The following is a 19,344-nucleotide window of genomic DNA, read 5'->3' as shown; positions in this document are numbered from 1 at the left end:
CCCGAAGGAACGGAACCATGGCAGCGACGGCTGGCCCCGCCCGGAGTTGTCCCAGTGACTACGCTCTCACACGTCCTCACTGTCGTCAGGTCAGGTGCTGAGCCGAGGTAGCGGTCCAGTCGACGCGGACGGCCCGGGACAGGAACGGTCATCAGCGGGTTCAGTGAGATGGCGTCTTGCCATCCACCGCCGCGCACGGCGCGAAAGCCCGGCTGCCGGTGGACCACTGCGTTCAGGTGTGCTGTAAGTGAGCCGTCTGATCGGCGGCCTTGCAGTCTCCGCTGAGATCGTGGGCTGCCAGCTGCCGGCAGCGCCGTCACGGACGCCGTTGCGATGGGGGCATCCAGCGTCGTTCGGCTACGCCGCCGGGCACACGGTCCCAGACAGCGCGAGCCCACGCCTCACGCCCTCGAGTCGGGGCCATGACACGGAGACGGGAGCTTCGTCCCTGTACGGACTGAAGCCAGAACGGGCGTCCACTACCAGGTTCCACCGATAGCGCGGGGAAGATGACGGCTCGAGCGAGCCAGCTCTACGCGGCCGAGGTGCGCGAACCTAGTAATCTAGCACGCAAAGCACCCAAGCCGCTCGGCGGGCGCGGCCAATCGCACGGCACCGAGCGGCCGTGACTCGCTGGCACCGATGGCTAGGGGAGTTCTATCGCCTCGATCTGTTCTTGATACCGGTTGCGGATGGTGACTTCGGTGACCTGGGCGACGGCTGCGACGTCGTGTGGGTTCGTGTCTCGTTACAGAGCAGCGAGGCCGCATAGATCGCCGCGGCCGCATACCCCGTCGGGGACTTCCCCGAGAGCAGCCCCTGCGCTGCCGTGGTGTCAATGATCTCGCTGGCTTTGGCCTGGACCTCCTCGCTCGCGTCGAGTTCGGAACAAAACCGGGGGACGTACGCTTTGGGATCGACTGGCTCCATCGCGAGCGAGAGTTCCTGGGCCACATAGCGGTATGTCCGCCCGATTTCTTTCCGTTCGACCCGTGAGACGTCGGCGATCTCCTCGAGGCTGCGAGGAATGCCCTCCCGCCGGCACGCCGCATAGAGACAGCCCGTCGCGACCCCTTCGATCGAGCGGCCGCGGATGAGGTCCTCGTCGAGGGCCCGGCGATAGATGACGCTGGCGACCTCGCGCACCGAGCGCGGGACGCCGAGCGCGCTTGCCATCCGATCGATCTCGCTGAGCGCGAACTGCAGGTTGCGCTCGCCGGCGTCTTTGGTGCGGATGCGTTCTTGCCACTTGCGCAGGCGGTTCATCTGGCTGCGCTTTGTCGATGAAATCGAACGGCCGTAGGCATCCTGGTCTTTCCAGTCGATCTGCGTGGTGAGCCCCTTGTCGTGCATCGTCTTGGTGGTCGGCGCCCCCACGCGGGACTTGCTCTCCCGTTCGGAATGGGTTGAACGCACGCCATTCCGGCCCGCGATCGATGTTCGTCGTTTCGCTGATCAGACCACAATCCTCACAGACGAGTTCGCCCTGATCCTCGCTCGTGACGAGTTCACTCGAGCCACATTCATCGCAGGTCCGCTCACTGGTAGCCGCCTCGGTGTGGTGCTCTGACTCTGGGTCACGTTCGTGCTGGCGAGTCGGACGCTCCATGTTAGCTGCTCGCCCGCCTGCCGTAAACCCTTGTTCCTGCACCACGCACGGCCAGCCCCACAGAGCAGTGCCACCATCCCCGTCCCCGGGCGTGAGCGGTGCTGGGACGGGTGCCCGAAAGCGGGGTCCGGCGGGCGTGTCGGGGACCCGCCCACTCCGGGTGCCGACGCCATGGATGCGTCAACCGCAGGCATACTCGAGGAGGGCCGGCGGTGATACGCCGGGGCGCGTCTCGACCGAGCGCCGCTGGATCGCCTAGCAGCGAATCGACGCGCCGTCTGGCTGGGACGCAGCGCCCCGTCGCCCGTGAGCGGCAATTGGTCACGCCAAGGGTGACACCGGGGTGCGCGTGGACGGCTTGGCGCCCGCACCGACGAACCACCGGCTGCGACTGGAGTCGCCGCTCTCAGCGGTGGGTCCAACTGTGATGCTACCGCCAGGACGCCCCCAGCCGCCGAAGTCGTCGCCCCCGCTGCCCCGCCATAGTGGCGGGACGGGCAGAGCCCGGAGCGCCGCGAGGGCGTCGCCGTCGTGTGGCGGGAAGAAGACGGCTGCGTCGCTCATCGCGCTCTCGACGCGACTGTCCAACCGCAGATCGCCCTCGAGCAGTTCGTTGCTGACGAGCCAGACCGAGAGCGCGAGCCCACAACAGTCGGTAGAAAAACTCGCTGGGATCGTAGTTCGTGTCGTGTTGGACGTGGTCGATCTCGTCGAGCACCAGCACGGTCCACGCGGGGTAGGCCTCGAGGGGCGTCCAAATGGCGGTAAAGACCCCATCCAACTCCTCATAGGCGCCCTTCTTGGCGCCGGTCAGCGCGAACAGGATTTGGTGGCCGCGCTAAAGAGCGTCCGACACTCCTTGAGATTGACGTATTCCACCGCAAGGTCGTCATGGCGGGCGGCGAACGCCCGACAGATCCGCCGCGTCGTCAGGGTCTTTCCCGTGCCGGGCGGCCCGTAGATCGAGACCGTCGCCGGCAGCTAGCCGTCATGGACGCCGTTGATGACCAGCGCGCGTTTGTCGGCGAAGACGCTGTTGGCGGGCGCCGTCTCGGCGAAGAGGTCGTCGTACTCACTCATACGCTCGCGATTGTCCCTGGTAGTGGCGTGCCAGCAAAGAACGTCTCGCCCCGTGTGCACGCGGACACGCGTGGCGATCGCTGCGCTACGCACCCGTCAGAGGCGTGGCTCGGGGGGAACCGTCCGCGCGCCCACCCCCCTGTCAGCGAGCCACTCCAGCGGAACTACGAGTGTGTGTCTCCCCGGGGAGAGCACACCTGGCAGCACCGCGGCCGACAGAGCGTGCGACTCGAGGGGTGACTCCACCAGCGGCCGGCTCCCAGCACCATGAAACGCGTCAACACGTTCGCGATCCGTCCCCGTTTGGCGCAGGATCGGGAGGCCCGTGCGCCTTGCCTTGAGTGGAACAATCACGAGTGGCGGCCGACCACACCCGCCCCGACGGTCCGTCGGACAAATACCAAAGAGGACCGCACAGACCGGAGGACCCCCACCGTGGGGAAAGTTGCCGCCGTGGACTCGGATGCGGCCTGAAGCCCGCCGGCGGGATTCCACGGCTTCGGCCGTGGGCGGACGTCAAGTCCTCGGATGACCGTGGACGATCGCGATCGAGTTCTGTCACGAGAGCGGCCACAGCTCTCACGCGACCCACACCACCCCCGCCGCGACCGGTCGGCTAGCCGGGTTCGGTAGCCGTGGTGTCCCGCCTCGAGCAGTCCTCGGCAGTCCGTGTAGAGCCGGCCTCGAGTGAGTGTCCGGCGACGACCGCTGTCCACGGACTGCTCGCTGCGGAGCGCTCTCTGGTGTCGATTCGATTCCAGAACGCCCGCGTGCACGACGCGATCCCCCGCCGCGAGTCGCTTACCGCTCGGCCGGGTCCGGGACCGCGGCGATCGCGGGATCGTCCATCGCCTTGATGAGCTCGAGGGCCGGCCGGAGGTCGTCACCGATCGACGTCAGGGTGATCGCCGCGGCCTCGCGATCGTAGTCGATGATGTGGCAATCGACCAACCGCGGGAACTGGATGTGGTGAAACTCGACCACGGCGTCGTCGTCGAACGCGGCCTCGAGCTCGTCGACGAACACCGTGCCCCCGCGGGCAGTCAGGAAGTACAACAGCTGCCGCGTCCGGTCGGTCGCGAGGAGCTGGAACAGATCACTGAGTGCGAGCGGGAGGTCGGCCGGTACCCCGGCGTCGGACAGCGCTGCTGCGGCGGGCTCGGTGGGTTCGGGCCGTTGGTCGTCGCGGTCCATAGGAGCATTCAGTCGCCGGGCACAGGTAAATGTTGCCTCAACCACGTTCGGTCGGGACACCGCCCGTCTGGGCGGAACGGACCGCTCCGTGCGACGCCCGAGCACGGCTCGCCCGGGGCCACGAGCCCGGTACCAGTGCTCGTACGGCCGACTCGAGGACGGGAGTGCACGCTGCACGACGCCGAGTCGAGACGTTCCCGTCCGTGCGGTCGCTGTCCGCGGACGCTGCGACCGTCTCGCCGATCGCCGCGCTCAGACTGTGGTTCTCGTCCGCGGTGAAGAGCCGCTGTCGTTCGTCTGCGGACGTTCGCGCGGCTGTTCGGTACTGAAACGGAGGGAATGAATCCCTCCAGATGCTACGTCAAAGCCGATCAGGGCGCTGTTCTAGTTGAGTGCCGGTTCAGCGATACCGATCTGCCTCCGGCCAGCGTCGACCGGACGCAGACCGACTACATCTATGCTACTCATTCGCATAGTTGTTGGCCCGACGGTCGCAGGGTGGCTTGCGACGCAGTGCGGCCCGGCATTCGGGAGTCGGCCACGGACTATTTGCCAGTAATACCACTTTATTATCCAAATTTCATTTGTTGATTTTCATGAGACCGTGTGTGTCAGTCTCAGTCTACGCTTATGCCGGCGTCCGTGGCAGATGGCTGTGATGTCCACGAGTGAACACCGACTAACGATTCCGGACGAGCTTGCATCACCGCAGGCCAAGCTCGTCTATTTAGCCGTCCGCGTGACGGACGAACCGACAGTCTCCCAGCTGCAAGCGCTGCTCGGGCTGTCCAAACTCACGCTCTTGCCGCTGCTCGCATCGCTCAACGACCGAGACCTCGTTCGACGAACGGAGGACGGCTATGTCGGCCGGTGAATCAGCTTCGTCCCCCGACGTCGCGCTCGAGTCGGCGGACCTTCGGATCGACTGCTACGTTCGATCCGACGTCCCCGCCCCGATCGCCGAGACCGTCGACGGCGTCATCGAGCGACTCGAGTCCCTCTGCGAGGCCGGCCGGATCGACGAGTACCGGGTCACCTCGTGGCCGCCGGAAACGAGCGCCGCGAGCGCACCGTCGAAGGGTGACCTCGTGGCCGCGTTCGAGCGCTGGGCCGACCGAGACGGACACTCGATCGAGCCGGGGTTCCGCCGACGCCAACTCCCGGCGTCACCGTTCGGCGCCGAGTCGGCCACCTCGCGCGAGCGCGTTCGCGTCCCGGTCGTGGCGCTCGCGCTGTCCGAGGACGGGACCGTGACGGATCCGGCCGAGCTCCGCGGCGTCGTCCCGTATACGGAACGGCTGAACACCGCCGACGAGCGGACGTACACCGTCGACGAGTGGCTGTCCGCGGTCGAGTCCGACGCGGCGGACCGCGACGCGTCCGCCGCGGGGCGGGACCCGTCACCGGTACTGGGGGGCCAGCGATGACCGCCGCGCGGACGTCACGACGCCGAAGCCGCCGCTCGTCGACACCGGGAGGTGAGCGGTGATGCCGTCCGGGCGCCAGTCCGCCGACGAGACGGGGGATCGCGTGGCAGTGATCGGCGCGTCGATGACCCAGTTCGGGCAACGCGAGGGAGAGTGGATCCTCGACCTCCTCGCGGAGGCCGGCCTCGAGTGTCTGGCGGACGCGGGCGCCGACCCGGGCGATGTCGAGCACCTGTACGTCTCCAACATGGCCAGCGGCGAGTTCGAGGGGATGACGGGCGTGATGAACGCCCTCGTTCACGACCTCGGCGCGATGCCGGCGTACACCCAGCGCGTCGACCAGACCAGCTCGAGCGGCGGCGCGGGGATCTACGCCGCCTGGCAGTCGATCGCCAGCGGCGCCAGCGACATGACGCTGCTCGTCGGCGGCGAGAAGATGACCCATCGGTCGACCGGCGAGACGACCGACATCATCGCCTCCGTCGGGCATCCCGTCGAGTACAAACACGGCGTCACGCTCCCCTCGTTCGCGGGGCTCACCGCCCGCCACTACCTCGAGCGGTTCGACGCGCCCCGAGACAGTCTGGCGAAGGTCGCCGCCAAGAACCATCGGAACGGCGTCGACAATCCGAAGGCGCAGTTCCAGAAGGAGGTCGACGTCGAGACGATCCTCGAGTCGCCGATCATCGCCGATCCGCTGCGGCTGTACGACTTCTGTCCGATCACCGACGGCTCGGCCGCCCTCCTGCTCTGCCCCGAATCGGTCCGCGCGATCGGTCAAGTGACGACCGATACTATCGAGACCGGCGACGAGGTCGAACCCGTCTACGTCGAGGAACTCCGCGAACCCGGCGCCGGCATCCGCGAACCCGAGAGCCAGGACTGGGACGGCTACCGGTTCGAGCCGGTCTAGGCGCCGTCGCTCCTGCAGTAGCCGACAGCCCCTCGTCTCTCGAGTGATCGGCGAGTGCGATACCCGTCGCGGGCGCCGGAACCCGGTCTGCGGAGGCGACCGCGGGTAGTCACCGACGGGACGCGGGCAGACGAGGTCGTGACGGACCCGCGACGAGTAGGTCAGGGGGAAGCGAGTAGACCGAACCGTTCGCGTGCGCTTGTCCGAGGCCCTACACTTCTTCGAGCACCGCGAGCGAGTAGAGATCGATCGCGCTGAGGGCGAGGACGGCGAGCGGGAAGGCCACGTCCGCGAAGGAGGTGGCCTCGAGGCGGAGGACGGAGAGGACGAGCGGATCGACGAGCGGGCCGGCGGCGAGCAGCGACCCGGGACTCAGAAACACGAGCGCGACCCCGCACAGTGCGGCCCAGCAGCAGCCGCGGCGCCACTGCCTGGCGTAGAGGTGCCCGACGCCCGGCCAACAGACGGTCAGCAGGTACGCCGGCCACGTCGTCACGCGCCCGTCCAGCGGGAGGAGCGACGTGGACTGTGCTGACGACACGGATTATCGCCTCCGATACGCCGACGGTCGCTGTTCGATGCGGAACGTCTCGACGGCGAGTCGAGCTACCATACCAGCCGGATCAACAGTCGAAAGTAAAAACGTCAGTCAGACGGCCGTACGACGCACGTGAAGAAGTCATCACGGATCGGACGTTCCGAACCCTCACGAGCGGCCGCCGACGCGGGTGAACGACCCGTCGGTCGTCGGGGTCGGTAGTCGCGGGTCCCCGCCTCGAGCAGTCCTCGGCGGCCTCGCGAGCGACGCGAGCGAGACTCGAGAGCGCAGGTCGGTCTCTCGGCAGTCCAGAACGGGACGGCGTCGAGACGTGAGTCGTTGGGAGGCCGATGCTGACACGGCGACTCTCTTCGATCGGTAATGCAACGGAGACGAGAGAGAACGCCTCGAGTCACGCGTCGATGCCTGCACCGTCGCTCGATGACTCGCCTCGGTCACGGTACCGACGCGGTCCCGTCCTACGTCGCCTTCTCCTGTTTCCACGTGTGATCGCACAGGTTGCAGCCGTACTGGATGTGTCGGGCTCGCTCCTCGAGCCAGACGTCCGTTTCGCCGCAGTTCGGGCATGGCTCAGTGGCGCCCATGCGCTGCGTACGACCGCGATCAGCTTTACCGTCACCCTGCCCGTGCATGCCGATTCACGACTCGCGAGGGGGCCTCTCAGTACGAACGGTCGATCAGTACATGACCGTTCGCCGGCACCGAGTCGGGGAGCGAGACGCCTCGCTCCGAACGAGTCGTTCTAGAGATCCGTAGCGGGATCGTCGACGCCGGGAATAGCGCTCTCGTCGGCGTGGGTCGCGAACCGCGCGATGAGATCGTCGACCGCGAGCGAGCCGGTCATCTGCGGACTGTTTCGAGCCAGCGTGAGGCTCATCAGTATCCGCTCGATCTCTTCGTCAGTGAACTCGAGTGACACCGTGGTTTCCTCCTCCATTTGGCGAATAAGTGATAGGTAAAACTCCTACTTAGCTTCACGTAAAGAGGTTCTTCTCACCGCGAGTCGCTCGCATCGGCGGTTCCGGTTCCGGAGCGCCGAACCGGTCGTCGCTCACGTCCTCGAGCGGCGCGGAACGCGTCGAGTCACAGACCGAGCACGAAGCCGGTCTCCGGGACCTCTCGAGCGCTCGGCCGACGGCGACGACCGAACGCCGAACCGCGAACGGGGCGCGACTCCCGAACGAAGTACCTTTACGGATTTCGACGAAACCTCGAGACGATGTGGCCCTGGGGACACCTCGCCGTCGCGTACCTGTGCTATTCGTTCGCCCGGCATCGACTCCGCGACCGTCCGCCGCGTGCGCTTCCCGTCATCGCCGTGGCGATCGGGTCGCAGTTCCCCGATCTGATCGATAAGCCGTTCGCGTGGTCGTTCGGACTCCTCCCCGGCGGCCGGACGCTCACCCATTCCGTCTTCGTCGCCGCGCTGTTGCTTCCGACGGTCTATCTCGTCGCGCTCCGGATCGACCGACCCGACGTCGGCACCGCGTTCGCCGTCGGCCACGTCTCGCACCTGCTGGCGGACGTCCCGCCGAACGCGATCCTCACGGCCGACGCGTCCCAGTTGACGTTCCTCGTCTGGCCGCTCCTCCCGCCGCCGCCGTACGAATCGGTCGACGGGATCCTCGCCGGCTTCCTGCGCTACTCGATGGGCTGGTACGAGTGGGCGCAGCTCGGCCTCGTGCTCGTCGCCCTCCTCGCCTGGTATCGCGACGGAACGCCCGGAACCGGCTACGTTCGCCGAAGCGCCGCGCTCCTCACGCGAAAAGCGGCCTAACGGAACGGTGCAAGCGAAATCGAACCGGCCGTCCTCCTCGACTCCCGCTCGAGTCCCACCTGCCGATCCGACCTGAAAACGGACTCACCCCCTCACCCGTCCGCCCGTATCGCCGGTCCCCGCTCGAGCGCCCGATATCGACGCCGGGCGATCGATCGCGCCGCGAGGGCCAGCAGGATCGCGACGGGGGCGACCCACCGATCCCGGCTGCTGTAGAACCCCGGAAAGACGACGTCGGCATCGGTGAGCGGCCAGAGGTACTGGTAGGTGCCCGCCGGCGGCACCAGCAGGAGGTCGAGCGCGAAGTGCGACAGCGCGCCGAGCGCGAGCAGGAGCGCGACCGCCCGTCGGTACTCCGCCCGGACGGTCAGCGAGGCGATGCAGATCGCGACCGCGACGCCGCCGATCGAGTGCATCGGTCGCCAGGAGAACGACGCCCCGATCACCGATTCGATCGTCTCCGGCGGGACGACCCACTTCAGGCGATTGAGATCGGGCAGCGTCCCGCCGACCATCGCGACGGTCGTCAGCCGCGCCGTGATCCACGGGTACCGAACCGAGAGGAGCGTCGCGAGCGCGTACGCGACCAGCACGTGCGTGAGTCCGTCGGCCACGTCGATCACTCCCCGCTTCGCGCGACTCGAGTCGTCCCCGACGCTCCTCGATCGACCGGCTCCGACCCGGTGTCGCCGCCGAACGGCAGCCGACCGGTCGGCTCGAGCGAGCGCCGGCGGGGATCGAGTCGCCAGCCGGCGAGCGCGCGGCCCGCGACCAGCGCGGCGCCGACGGCCGAGATCGCGTGCGCGTAGCGGAGGCCGCCGATCCGGCGCTCCTCGCTGCGGTCCGCCGGCGCCACGAGGGCGGCTCCGAGCTCGGACGCGACGGCCGACAGGCCGGCGGTCGCCGCTCGACCGGTCGTCTCGGCCCCCGAAGTCGCCGACGGGCCGGCGTCGCGGTACGCCGCACCGAGGTCGTAGTCGCCGCCGTCGAGGACGACGACCTCGTTCGCGTCGCTCGAGTCGTCCGTCTGAACCGCCTCGAGGGACCAGCCGGCGCCGCCCAGGACGAGGCACCCGAGGAGACCTGCGGTCAGAACTGCGATTCCGAACCCTCGAGCGAGCGGACCGGTGTGCATACCCCGCAGTTGGAACGAGACGCGGATAATAGTCAGCAGAACATCACGTGCCGAGTCGAGTCGCGACTCGAGTCTCGTTTCGGCGCGCGACTCGACGTGTGAGGTCGGGCGCGCCCTCACCGCTCGTATCCGGATGAGGGGGTGAACCGTCTGCACTCGGTCGGGTCGATCGACTCGACCGCGTCCTCGTTCATTTCTCGTTCGTTTCGCTCACGGTCGGTCGCCATCGATATGATATCGATCCGAAAAATCATAAACAGATAAGTATCGACTGATGGAGATTCCCATAGAGAGCGTATGAGTGGGGAACTCGTTCAGCGGCGGTTCGTCGATCGGGGTGTCGGACGCCTGGCCGCAGTCGCGATCGCCGGGCTCGCTGGCGGGACGGGGTTCGGGGTCGTCCTGTACGCGGTCGGACTGCTCGAGTCGGTCGGCTTCCTCGTCGACCGACCCGGCCTGCTACCGGGACTCTCCGTTCTGCTAGTCGCCAGCGCGATCGGAGCGTTCGCCTATCGGATCCTCGGCGCACTGGGCCCCCTCGGGGAGGACCTGACCGATCCGATCACGGGGATCACGCTCGGCGCGTGTTTCGGCCTCGTCGCGTGGCTCCTCGGCGTCGCGCTGCTGTTGCCGCTGTGGCTCGGACTGCTCGGCTGGACGCCACCGTTCCCCTACCTCCACTGGGAGAGTCTCGCCGGTCTGCTCGTCTACGGCGCGCTGGTCGGACCGGCGTACCCGCTCGCCGAGCGGTACGTTCGATTTTAAGGCTTACACTGCGACCGACGCGGCTCGTCGGTGCCGGTCCCGTGATCCCGCGTCTCGCGGTCCCGAGTCCAACCGCACCAGTTATCCCTCGGCCTCGCATCGTCCCGACCAGCATGTGGCCACTCGGACACGTCGCCGTCGCCTACCTCTGTTATACGATCGCGACTCGAGCGCGATTCGACGCGCCGCCGGCGCACGTCCCGGCGCTGTTGCTCGCGTTTGGGAGCCAGTTCCCGGACCTCGTCGACAAGCCGCTGGCGTGGTACCTGACGGTCCTCCCGACGGGGCGCTCGCTCGCCCACTCGCTGCTCCTGTTGGTGCCGCTGTCGATCGCCGTCTCGCTCGTCGCCGCCCGATACGACCGGACCGAGTGCGGGATCGCGTTCGGGATCGGCGCGATCTCGCACACGCTCGTCGACGTCCTCCCGATGGTCTGGGACGCCGAGACCCGACCGAACCAGTTGCTGTGGCCGATCACGCCGGTCGAACCCTACGAGGGCGGGCCGCCGACCGTCCTCGGACTCCTCCGGGACTCGCTGACCGAGCCGTACTTCCTCGCGCAGTGGGTCCTGGCCGCCGTCGCGTTCACGTACTGGCGTCGCCACGGCTATCCCGGACTGCGGCCGATTCGGACGGCCCTCGAGCGGGTGGGTCCGACGCCGGGCTAGCGCGGCCCCGACGGCGTCCCTGAAGCGACGCTGTGCCGTAGCACCGTCGGCGTGACGCTGCGCCGCAGCGCCTCCATTGGCTCGACGCTACAATCCGGCGTCTCCACTCCCGACCAGCGGCCGAAGAAGGGACTCCGATTCGGGCGGGCGATCCGGACGCGATCAGCGAATCTCCTTCCACTCGGCATCGCACTCCGGACAGATGCGGACCGTCTTGATCTGGTCCGGGTCGTTTTCGGTCTTCAGGGCCTTCTCGCAGTCGCCACAGACGAGCCGATCGTAGGTGTCCTTCTCGAGTTCGCCGTCGCGGAGCGCCTTCCGGACTGATTTCATGTTGCCCCCCTACGAACGTAGGGTAGAAAAAGACCGGTGCTTTATCGAGTTCTGTGTCGTGACGACCTGAGGGGCCGATACTGTAACTCCGCCGTCACGACCGGACGGTCTGGCCGGAGTCGTGGCCGTTTTACCGGTCCGGTCGAACACTCCACCGATGGAGTACGTTCAGGAGCGGATCGCGACGCTCCACGAGTTCGGCGGGACCGCCGGCCGCGAGAGCGACCTCGCCCGCGCGGCCGCCGACGCCGTCGCCGAGACGGCCGTCGTCGTCCCGATGACCGCCCGCGAACACGAGAACCCCGCCGCCGAACGCGTTCTCTCGGAACTCGAGTCCCTCGAGCCCGCACCGGCCGCCGTCTTCGTTCCCGTCCGCGCCGGCGCCGACGAGATCGGTCCGTTTCGCGGGTGGCTCGAGTCGTTCTCGCTGCCGATCCGCGTCCTGTGGTGTAACGCGCCCCGGGTCGAGGCCCTGCTGGCCGACGCGGGGCTGGACGGGGAGTTCGGTAAGGGACGGGACGTCTGGCTCGCGCTCGGTCCCGCCGCCGCGGCCGGCGAGTACGTCGTCGTCCACGACGCCGACGCCAGGAGCTACGAGGCCGGCCACGTCCCGCGCCTGCTCGCGCCGCTGACGATGGACTACGCCTTCTCGAAGGGGTACTACGCCCGCATCGAGGACGGCCGACTCTACGGGCGGCTCTTCCGGCTGTTCTACGCACCGCTCGTTCGGACGCTCGCGGACCGCCACGACGCGCCGATCCTCGACTACCTCCGCGCCTTTCGGTACCCGCTGGCCGGCGAGTTCGCCGCCACGGCCGCCCTCGTCCGGCGGCTCCGCGCGCCGCGGGCCTGGGGCCTCGAGGTCGGGACCCTCGGCGACGCCTTCGACGCGGCCGGCTTCGACGGCGCCGCGCAGGTGGACCTCGGGCGCCACGAGCACGACCACCGCGCGGTCGCCGGCGAGACCGGCCTCGAGGGGATGAGCCGCGAGGTGGCCGGGGAACTGCTGCGCGTCGTCGAGGAACGGGGCGTCGACCCGGACTACGACACCCTCCGGGAGCGGTACCTCGCGACCGGCGACCGGCTGGTCGAGCAGTACCGCGCCGACGCGGCGTTCAACGGCCTGACGTACGATCCCGCGGCCGAACGGGACCAGCTCGTCCGCTACGCCGACTCGATCGCGCCGCCCGGTCCCGACCGCCGGCTGCCCCCGTGGACGGACGCGCCGCTGACGCCCGACGCGATCGTCTCGGCCGCCCTGGCGGTTCGAAACGCGTAACGCACCGACGGATTCGCAACGCGCCCCCGTCGTCCGGATCCGGCGCCGACATCGACGATCACGGGCGCCGATGTCGGTGACCACAACGCTAATCCGACCTTCGTCCGTCGTGGCGTGTATGGACGCGACTGCGGACGAACTGGCGGGCGTCGTCGACCTCTTCGGCGGGCTGACGCGATCGGAACTCGAGCGGGCGCTCTCCGAGGCGGCGTTCCGGGCGGACGGCCAGTCCGTCGACGAGGCCGCCCTCGAGCCGATGATCGAGGACGCCCTCGAGTCGTTCGCGCTCGTTCGCCACGACCGGCTCGTCGACGGCGAGCGCCGGTCGCTGCTGGTCGCCGGGCCGACGGCGTTCCCGTCGGTGCCCGAGGGCGCCGAGGACGTCCCGCACATCCTCGACGTCGACCGTCGCCGGCTCGATCGCGAGGCCCTCGGGGAGACGGCCCGCGAGCAGTTCGCGGACGCCCTCGAGGCGGCCCTCGCTGCCGACGACGAGGACCGAGTCCGACACCTGATCGACGTCAGCTACGACGTCGAAGCCTGGGCGCCGGTCGACCTCGCGGCCGAGCGGGAGCGACTGGAAGACGCCCTCGAGTGAGCCCGCGACTCGGACGGCTTCGAACCCGAACGGACCCGACCGAGACGAGCGCGGACCGACGGCGCGTCGACCGGAGACGGAGCGAACCGAAACGGAGATTCCGATCGGGACCGATGGTCCGGTATCGACAGTCAGCGCGTCCCAGCGAACGAAGGTGAGCGTATACCCGTATGCCACAGCCGACGATGACCCTCGAGCCGGTCGCCGACCACGTGCCCCTCGAGATCGACGACCAGGAACACGACGCGGCCGTCCTCGCGCCGATCATCGAGCGCGACGGCGAGGACCACCTGCTCTTCACCCGCCGGGCAGACCACCTCGGCGAGCATCCCGGGCAGATGAGCTTCCCCGGCGGCGGCGCCGAACCGGTCGACGAGACCATCCTCGAGACCGCGCTCCGGGAGGCCAACGAGGAGATCGGGCTCGAGGCCGACGAGGTCGAGATCGTCGGCCAACTCGACGACATCCGGACGATCACGGAGTACGCCGTCACGCCCTTCGTCGGTCGGGTCCCCGACCGCGAGTACGTCGGCGACGGTCGCGAGGTCGCCGAGATCGTCGTGCTCCCGCTGTCCGGACTGCTCGATCCGGCCAACTACGAGTACGAACGGCGCGACCACCCCTATTACGGCGACATCGTCATCCACTACTTCCACGTCGACGGCTACACCGTCTGGGGGGCCACCGGCCGTATTCTCGTCCAGTTACTCGAGTTGACGACCGACTTCGAGCCGCCGGAACGAGTCGAGCGCTCCCGGTAGTGTTCAGCGTCGCTCGTCGCGCTCGCTCGTCCCGTCGGCCTCGAGTTGTCCGACGACGGTCAGTGACCCCTCGTCGAGCTCCGTCTCGGCGGTGTCCGCGTCGCCGAAGCCGCCGCTGACTACCCGCGTGAGGGCTTCCTCGAGCGTCTCGTCGAGTTCGGTGAACTCGTCGGGCGGGACCTCGAGGACGTAGCCCGAGGAGACGTTCGGCGACGTCGGCAGAAAGAGCGTCGCTCGACCGTCGGGCGTCCGCTGGCCGGTCTTGAACGCGGTCATCCACACGCCGTCCCACGTCTCGACCCTGACCGGCGTCTGGAGGGTCTCACCCGCGCCGAACGTCGTCTCGGTGGCGGTCTTCGAGGCGTTGTAGACGACGCGGATGACGGGCACTCGGTTCGCCACGTAGTCGACGACGCCCTCGAGGACGCCGCCGGTCGTCGTGTCCGTCATCTGTCCGATAACGTACGTCGCGACGGCGAGGAATCCGACGAACGTCGCGACGCGGAGGAAGCCGGCGAGTCTCGCGCGGGCGTACTCGCCGAGTCCGGGCGCGATCGCCTCGAGGGTCTCCGCGTTGAGCAGGATCCCCGGCGTCACGCCCGCGATGAACGAGTAGAGGTAGTGGGCGAGATACAGCGTCACGAGGACGGGGCCGACGACGATGAGGCCACGTCCGAAATCCGCTTTGACCGAATTCATGTGGCCTGGTTCACGGCCGAAGGCAGGGCACCCACCTATGAGTAGATTGTGGACTCGAAACGGCCGGCGACCGCGTCGCTCGGCGATCGCGATCGACCGCCGACGGCGCCGGCCCGGAACGCCAGCTTTTTGCGCGCCGACCGCACAGCACGTCTATATCCGCGCCGACGACGACCCGACGCCCAGCCACCGTCGCTCGAACCGACGGCGGCCGCGTCGGGGCCGCCGCGTCGCGCGAAGTGACTCCCCATGTTGACCTCGAGTACCGTCACCCGTGCCGGACTGGACGCGATCGCGCTGAAACCCGCTGAGTGTGACGTCTCGGAGGGCGCGTCGCTCCCGGTCGAGACGATCGCGATCGACTACGAGGGCCGCGACCATCTGCCCGCCCGCGAGACGCTCGTCGCCCTCTCGCGCGAGACCGACGTCCTGGTGACGACGCCCGTCCGCGCCGACGGCTTCGATCCGCTGGGCGACGACTCGCTGACCGCCGAACTCCCCGACGCGGTCGGGCGGGTCCTCGTCGCGGGCCATCCCGCCTACCTCACCGCCGAGGAACGCGAACGGGCCGTCGCGCCGCGGCTCGGCGCCGCCCTCGAGACCGAGCCCGACGCCTGGGTCGGCACCGAGAGCGTCGAACGGATCGCGATGGCGACCGGCGCGACCCAGTACGAACTGCTCTCGCGGACGACCGACCGCGACCTGCGGGCGTTGCGGGCGGCCGGCTTCGACGGTGACGTCTCCGTCTACGCCCCGACCGTCCTGACCGAGGACCGGGACGCCGTGCTCGACGCCGTCGGCGCCTACGTCGCCCGCCGCCGGCCGGTCGCGCGGGCGTTACCCGAGGGCGCCCCGACCGACGCGAGCGCGACCGGCCGCGCCCGAGAGGTGCTGCTCGAGGCGGCCACCGACTACGCGCTCGTCGGCGCTCCCGACGAGGTCCGCGCACAGACCGACGCCCTGCGCGAGGCCGGCGCGACGACGATCGTCGGCTACCCCGCGCGGGGCCTCGAACCGTTCCTCGAATAGCGTCCCGTTCTTCGAGTACCCGATTCCGTACCGGCGACCGTCGATCACACAGGGTAAGTATCAGCCATCCCCAGTATCCGCTATGACGAGTTTCGGAGACGCTATCGCCGCTCGAGAACAGCGCCGAGCCCGCGCGCTCCCGACGCGTGATCGGCCATGACAGATATCGACGACGATCCGGAGATCGCGGTCGGCGCCGACGCCTTCACGCGGGAGGGCGCCGGCCTCGAGGTCGCCGTCGTCGGCGGCGGCGCCGTCGGCGCGACGACGGCCTACGATCTCGCCCGCGAGGGCGCCGACGTGACCCTCTACGAGAAGGATCAGATCGCGAGCGGCTCGAGCGGCCGGGCGGCGGGGATCTGCTACGACGCCTTCGCGGACCCGCTCGACGCCGAGATCGCCAGCGACGCGATCGAACGCTTCCGGGCGCTCTCGGGCGACGAGACCTTCCCGTTCGCCGAGTGCCCGTACGTCTGGCTCGCCCGCGAGGGCGATACGGAACGCGCCGACGCCATCCGCGACCAGGTCGAGCGCATGCAGGAAAACGGCGTCGTCGCCCTCGAGGCCGACGGCGACGCGCTTGCGGACCGCTTCGACGCGCTTCGAACCGACGACGTCGCCGTCGCCGGGATCGCCGGCGCGGCGGGCTACACCGATCCAGCGAAATACACCGCCTGTCTGGCCGCCGCGGCCGACGGCGCCGGCGCGACGCTCGCCCCCGAGACGCCGGTCGAAGTCGAAACCGATCCCCTGCGAGTCGTCTGCGCGGAGCCACGCTCCGCGGGCGACTCGAGCGGGCGAAGCCCGCGAGGGGACGGCACCGAACGCGAGGTCGACGCCGTGGTCGTGGCCGCCGGGGCCCACACGAAGCAGTTACTCGCGGACGCAGGTATCGAGATCGCGATGAAGCCCTACCGCGTGCAGGCGCTGGTCGCCGGCGCCGACGTCGACGAACCGATGTGTTACGACGCGAGCGACTCGTTCTACCTGCGGCCCCACCCCGACGGCCTCCTCGCGGGCGACGGCACGGAGTACGTCGAGGGCGACCCCGACGACTACGACCGCGACGCCGACCCCGAGTTCGCCGACGACCTGCTCGAGCGCGTGCGTCACCGACTCCCCGACGCCGACCTCGAACTCGAGCGGGCCTGGGCGGGCCTCTGCACGGCGACCCCTGACCGCGACCCACTGGTCGGCGAACTCGAGGACGGGATCTACGTCGCGACGGGGTTCCAGGGTCACGGCTTCATGCGCGCGCCGGCGATCGGGCAGCGACTCGCGGAACAGGTCGTGGGCGGCGAGGGAATCGCGGCGTTCGATCCGACTCGATTCGACGGCGACGAGTCGTTCGAGATCGCCGACGGGATGTCGATTGAACCGGAGGAGTGAGTCATACCGCCGGACGGAAGTCACCGAGTAGTCGGTCGCGATAGGGGCCGTCGCCTTCGGAGACGGCCGAGTACGAGCGACCGATCTCCGAGTAGTTCCGTCCGACGGTATCAGTCGTCGGCGGTGAGTTCGCCCGTTTCGGTGGCGTCTGTCGCGTCGCCGTCGACGGCCGAGTCCTTCGGGATGTCGATCCGCAGCGTGCCGGCCTCGGTCAGCGTCGCCGTCCCCGCGTCGGGGTCGACGATCGCGTCGTCGGGCAGCTCCGCTTCGCCGTCGAGTTCCATGCCGCGACCCGGGAACCGCATCTCGTAGCCCTCGTGGTACTGACGGAAGCGATCGATCTGGATCTTGACGTTGCCGCCGAGATACCGCACCTGCACGTCGTCCGGTTCGGCGCCCGGCGCGTCGAAGACGACCTGATAGGCGGTCTCGTTTTCGAGCACGTCGACGGGGAGCGTTCGATGGTTCTGGACGTGACCGTTCGCGCGGCCGACCTGCCGGTAGAGGACGCTGCCGACCGATTTGCGGAGGTCACTCAGACCCACGATGACTCACCTCTGGGAGCGCTCGTCGCGGCGACGGAGACCTGGACGTACGTCGAGGACATGGCTTACCAACGGTTACACGATCGGCATTCATATCTCTTTTGATGGTTCAAAATAAACGTCAGACGGCGTCGGGGTCGACCGTCGCTGGCGGGGTCCCGTCACGCTACAGTTCGACCTTCTCGAGGCAGTCCGTCCCCCCGCAGACCGGACAGGAGAGATCGGTCACCTCGAGGTCGTCGGGGACGTCGTACGTGTAGTGGTTCTCGAAGATGTCGAGAAAACAATCCTCCGCGGTACAGACGATCTCCTCGGTCGGTGGCATACCCGCTACTAGCGTCACGACGACCATCAACGTCGGGGTTGCGGCACCCCGGAACGAACGCCGTCGGGTTCGGACTCCGACGCTAACTCGCACCGTTTCGATCGGACGCCCGCCTCGAACGGCGATCAAGCGCCTCCGAGCGAACGGAGATACGAGACGAGTCCGTCGATTCGTTCGGGCTCGTACGTCCAGAACCCGTAGTACCGATCGGATTCGCGCTCTTCGGCCAGCAGTCCGCACTTGTTCAGATCGCTCCCGCCGCCGTCGTAGATCACGAACCAGAACGCGCCGATCTCGCCGCCGGCGTCCGAGACGATCTCGATCCCGTCGACCGGTCGCTCGTCGCACTCGTCCTCGACGAAGACCGTGATATCGAGCTCTCGCTCCCGTATCAGACGGTCGTAGACGCTGAGCTGGGAGGCGAGGGCCGCCGAATTCTGAAACCCGACGTACAGCGTTCCGGCGTCGATTCGCCACGCGCGCTCTTCGATCTCGCGACTCGCGGCCAGCATCTGCCGTCGATCGTACGAGGTGAAGAGCGTGTTTTCGAGGAACTCGAAGAGGTCGGAGTAGTCCACGTCGGCGTCCTCGAGCGTCCACGGCGGGTGGATCTCCGGGGAGAGCATGGCGTGGAAGTGGTCGATACCGACTGCCCCGCGGAACTCGTGACCCGCGTCTCGAACGATCACGAAGCCGCGACCGCCGCTCGACGGGCTCGGCTCTCGGACCACGCGAACGTTTCGCGTCGAGAACTGCCGCTCGAACTCCGCCGCCACTCGGTCTCGGTCCGTATGCACTTCGAGGACCTTCCGCCGCGCTTCGATTTCGCCGAGCTGATCGCGAAGGCGCTCCATCGTCTCACGCCCCGTTCCGCAGTAGTTTCCGGAGGACGTCGGGAATCTCGTCCCGTTCGACGGTCCGCGTCTCGCTATCGAACTCGAGGTACCCGGCAGCGTCGAGTTTCGGCAACACGAGGTGGTACAGCCGAACGCGTATCTCTTCGCGGTCTTCGGGGGTCTTGATGGATCCCGTCTCGGTCGCCGCCAGCCCGGTCGCCGTGTCCGCGAGCGCGTCGAGCGTCGCGGTCGATTCGTCCGAGAGGTGGGACAGTACGTAGCGAGCGTACCGATCCGAGAGCACGTCCAGGAGAACGTCCGGAGCGGCATCGCTCTCCATCGCTTCGATCGCCTCGAGGACGGCTCCCAGACGCGTTTCGTCCATTGTGACGAGATACCACCCGCGGCACGAAATAGCTGGTC

Annotated in this window: 22 protein-coding genes and 3 pseudogenes; 11 read left to right on the top strand and 14 right to left on the bottom strand. The window is 68.3% G+C overall.

The window, feature by feature from the left end; genetic code table 11:
* Positions 1-646 precede the first annotated feature (646 nt).
* From WD430_RS01105 to WD430_RS01095, 3 genes and pseudogenes are all read right to left on the bottom strand, one after another.
* A pseudogene (locus WD430_RS01105) lies at positions 647-1,609 on the bottom strand (transcription initiation factor IIB family protein).
* 507 nt (positions 1,610-2,116) lie between these two features.
* Positions 2,117-2,689, bottom strand: a pseudogene (locus WD430_RS22565) (AAA family ATPase); the annotation flags it as partial.
* Positions 2,690-3,490: 801 nt separating this feature from the next.
* Positions 3,491-3,883 carry a hypothetical protein gene (locus tag WD430_RS01095; RefSeq protein ID WP_339104195.1) on the bottom strand — a complete coding sequence of 131 codons (393 nt, stop codon included), beginning with the start codon at positions 3,881-3,883 and terminating at the stop codon, positions 3,491-3,493.
* Between the two features lie 658 nt (positions 3,884-4,541).
* Here WD430_RS01095 and WD430_RS01090 point away from each other — a divergent pair.
* The 3 genes and pseudogenes from WD430_RS01090 to WD430_RS01080 form a co-directional block, all read left to right on the top strand.
* Complete coding sequence (locus WD430_RS01090; RefSeq protein ID WP_339104194.1) at positions 4,542-4,757, top strand: MarR family transcriptional regulator; 216 nt, start codon at positions 4,542-4,544, stop codon at positions 4,755-4,757.
* Positions 4,744-5,310 (top strand): HTH domain-containing protein, encoded by a 567-nt coding sequence (locus WD430_RS01085; protein ID WP_339104193.1) that lies wholly within the window; start codon positions 4,744-4,746, stop codon positions 5,308-5,310. Before WD430_RS01090 ends, WD430_RS01085 begins: the two co-directional genes overlap by 14 nt.
* Before the next feature lie 61 nt (positions 5,311-5,371).
* Positions 5,372-6,076, top strand: a pseudogene (locus WD430_RS01080) (thiolase family protein); the annotation flags it as partial.
* Positions 6,077-6,434: 358 nt separating this feature from the next.
* Here WD430_RS01080 and WD430_RS01075 read toward each other — a convergent pair.
* From WD430_RS01075 to WD430_RS01065, 3 genes are all read right to left on the bottom strand, one after another.
* Entirely contained in the window at positions 6,435-6,764 is a 330-nt protein-coding gene (locus tag WD430_RS01075) for a hypothetical protein (protein ID WP_339104192.1), read from the bottom strand.
* A 476-nt stretch (positions 6,765-7,240) separates the two neighbouring features.
* Positions 7,241-7,366, bottom strand: a complete 126-nt coding sequence (locus WD430_RS01070; protein WP_339104190.1) for a hypothetical protein — start codon at positions 7,364-7,366, stop codon at positions 7,241-7,243.
* A gap of 158 nt (positions 7,367-7,524) precedes the next feature.
* Positions 7,525-7,701 (bottom strand): hypothetical protein, encoded by a 177-nt coding sequence (locus tag WD430_RS01065; RefSeq protein WP_339104189.1) that lies wholly within the window; start codon positions 7,699-7,701, stop codon positions 7,525-7,527.
* 300 nt (positions 7,702-8,001) lie between these two features.
* On the opposite strand from WD430_RS01065, the gene WD430_RS01060 reads away from it, so the two are divergent.
* Positions 8,002-8,559 carry a metal-dependent hydrolase gene (locus WD430_RS01060; protein ID WP_339104188.1) on the top strand — a complete coding sequence of 186 codons (558 nt, stop codon included), beginning with the start codon at positions 8,002-8,004 and terminating at the stop codon, positions 8,557-8,559.
* A 92-nt stretch (positions 8,560-8,651) separates the two neighbouring features.
* Here the strand turns inward: WD430_RS01060 and WD430_RS01055 are convergent, their stop codons facing one another.
* Complete coding sequence (locus WD430_RS01055) at positions 8,652-9,173, bottom strand: metal-dependent hydrolase (protein ID WP_339104187.1); 522 nt, start codon at positions 9,171-9,173, stop codon at positions 8,652-8,654.
* A gap of 5 nt (positions 9,174-9,178) precedes the next feature.
* Positions 9,179-9,694, bottom strand: a complete 516-nt coding sequence (locus WD430_RS01050; protein WP_339104186.1) for a hypothetical protein — start codon at positions 9,692-9,694, stop codon at positions 9,179-9,181.
* A gap of 297 nt (positions 9,695-9,991) precedes the next feature.
* On the opposite strand from WD430_RS01050, the gene WD430_RS01045 reads away from it, so the two are divergent.
* Both WD430_RS01045 and WD430_RS01040 read left to right on the top strand, forming a co-directional pair.
* Positions 9,992-10,459: a hypothetical protein gene (locus WD430_RS01045; protein WP_339104185.1), complete on the top strand. Its 468-nt coding sequence runs from the start codon at positions 9,992-9,994 to the stop codon at positions 10,457-10,459.
* Positions 10,460-10,572: 113 nt separating this feature from the next.
* Positions 10,573-11,127 carry a metal-dependent hydrolase gene (locus tag WD430_RS01040; protein ID WP_339104184.1) on the top strand — a complete coding sequence of 185 codons (555 nt, stop codon included), beginning with the start codon at positions 10,573-10,575 and terminating at the stop codon, positions 11,125-11,127.
* 162 nt (positions 11,128-11,289) lie between these two features.
* Here the strand turns inward: WD430_RS01040 and WD430_RS01035 are convergent, their stop codons facing one another.
* A complete protein-coding gene (locus WD430_RS01035) occupies positions 11,290-11,460 on the bottom strand; it encodes an HVO_0758 family zinc finger protein (protein ID WP_339104183.1) in 171 nt (56 codons plus the stop codon).
* Positions 11,461-11,617: 157 nt separating this feature from the next.
* Here WD430_RS01035 and WD430_RS01030 point away from each other — a divergent pair, with 157 nt between their 5' ends.
* From WD430_RS01030 to WD430_RS01020, 3 genes are all read left to right on the top strand, one after another.
* Positions 11,618-12,739, top strand: a complete 1,122-nt coding sequence (locus WD430_RS01030) for a glycosyl transferase family 2 (RefSeq protein ID WP_339104182.1) — start codon at positions 11,618-11,620, stop codon at positions 12,737-12,739.
* A 118-nt stretch (positions 12,740-12,857) separates the two neighbouring features.
* Positions 12,858-13,337 (top strand): hypothetical protein, encoded by a 480-nt coding sequence (locus WD430_RS01025; protein WP_339104181.1) that lies wholly within the window; start codon positions 12,858-12,860, stop codon positions 13,335-13,337.
* 170 nt (positions 13,338-13,507) lie between these two features.
* Positions 13,508-14,098, top strand: a complete 591-nt coding sequence (locus tag WD430_RS01020) for a CoA pyrophosphatase (RefSeq protein ID WP_339104180.1) — start codon at positions 13,508-13,510, stop codon at positions 14,096-14,098.
* Between the two features lie 3 nt (positions 14,099-14,101).
* Here WD430_RS01020 and WD430_RS01015 read toward each other — a convergent pair whose 3' ends face one another.
* On the bottom strand, positions 14,102-14,797 hold the full coding sequence (locus WD430_RS01015) for a DUF502 domain-containing protein (protein WP_339104179.1): 696 nt from the start codon (positions 14,795-14,797) through the stop codon (positions 14,102-14,104).
* Positions 14,798-15,046: 249 nt separating this feature from the next.
* Between WD430_RS01015 and WD430_RS01010 the strand changes: the two genes are divergently transcribed.
* Together WD430_RS01010 and WD430_RS01005 are read left to right on the top strand one after the other, a co-directional pair.
* The gene (locus WD430_RS01010) at positions 15,047-15,826 is read left to right on the top strand and encodes a luciferase (RefSeq protein WP_339104178.1); all 780 of its coding nucleotides are present in this window, start codon (positions 15,047-15,049) and stop codon (positions 15,824-15,826) included.
* 156 nt (positions 15,827-15,982) lie between these two features.
* Positions 15,983-17,215 (top strand): FAD-binding oxidoreductase, encoded by a 1,233-nt coding sequence (locus tag WD430_RS01005; protein WP_339104177.1) that lies wholly within the window; start codon positions 15,983-15,985, stop codon positions 17,213-17,215.
* Between the two features lie 110 nt (positions 17,216-17,325).
* On the opposite strand, the gene WD430_RS01000 is transcribed toward WD430_RS01005, so the two are convergent.
* From WD430_RS01000 to WD430_RS00985, 4 genes are all read right to left on the bottom strand, one after another.
* The gene (locus WD430_RS01000; protein ID WP_339104176.1) at positions 17,326-17,760 is read right to left on the bottom strand and encodes an Hsp20/alpha crystallin family protein; all 435 of its coding nucleotides are present in this window, start codon (positions 17,758-17,760) and stop codon (positions 17,326-17,328) included.
* A gap of 166 nt (positions 17,761-17,926) precedes the next feature.
* Complete coding sequence (locus WD430_RS00995) at positions 17,927-18,085, bottom strand: hypothetical protein (protein ID WP_339104175.1); 159 nt, start codon at positions 18,083-18,085, stop codon at positions 17,927-17,929.
* A gap of 125 nt (positions 18,086-18,210) precedes the next feature.
* The gene (locus WD430_RS00990; protein WP_339104174.1) at positions 18,211-18,939 is read right to left on the bottom strand and encodes a DICT sensory domain-containing protein; all 729 of its coding nucleotides are present in this window, start codon (positions 18,937-18,939) and stop codon (positions 18,211-18,213) included.
* 4 nt (positions 18,940-18,943) lie between these two features.
* On the bottom strand, positions 18,944-19,306 hold the full coding sequence (locus WD430_RS00985) for a hypothetical protein (RefSeq protein ID WP_339104173.1): 363 nt from the start codon (positions 19,304-19,306) through the stop codon (positions 18,944-18,946).
* Between the last annotated feature and the right edge of the window lie 38 nt (positions 19,307-19,344).

The organism is Haloterrigena sp. KLK7 (assembly GCF_037914945.1).
GTDB lineage: Archaea > Halobacteriota > Halobacteria > Halobacteriales > Natrialbaceae > Haloterrigena > Haloterrigena salinisoli.
The sequence above is the reverse complement of the archived record's forward strand: the minus strand, read 5'-3'. Positions and strand labels throughout refer to the sequence as shown.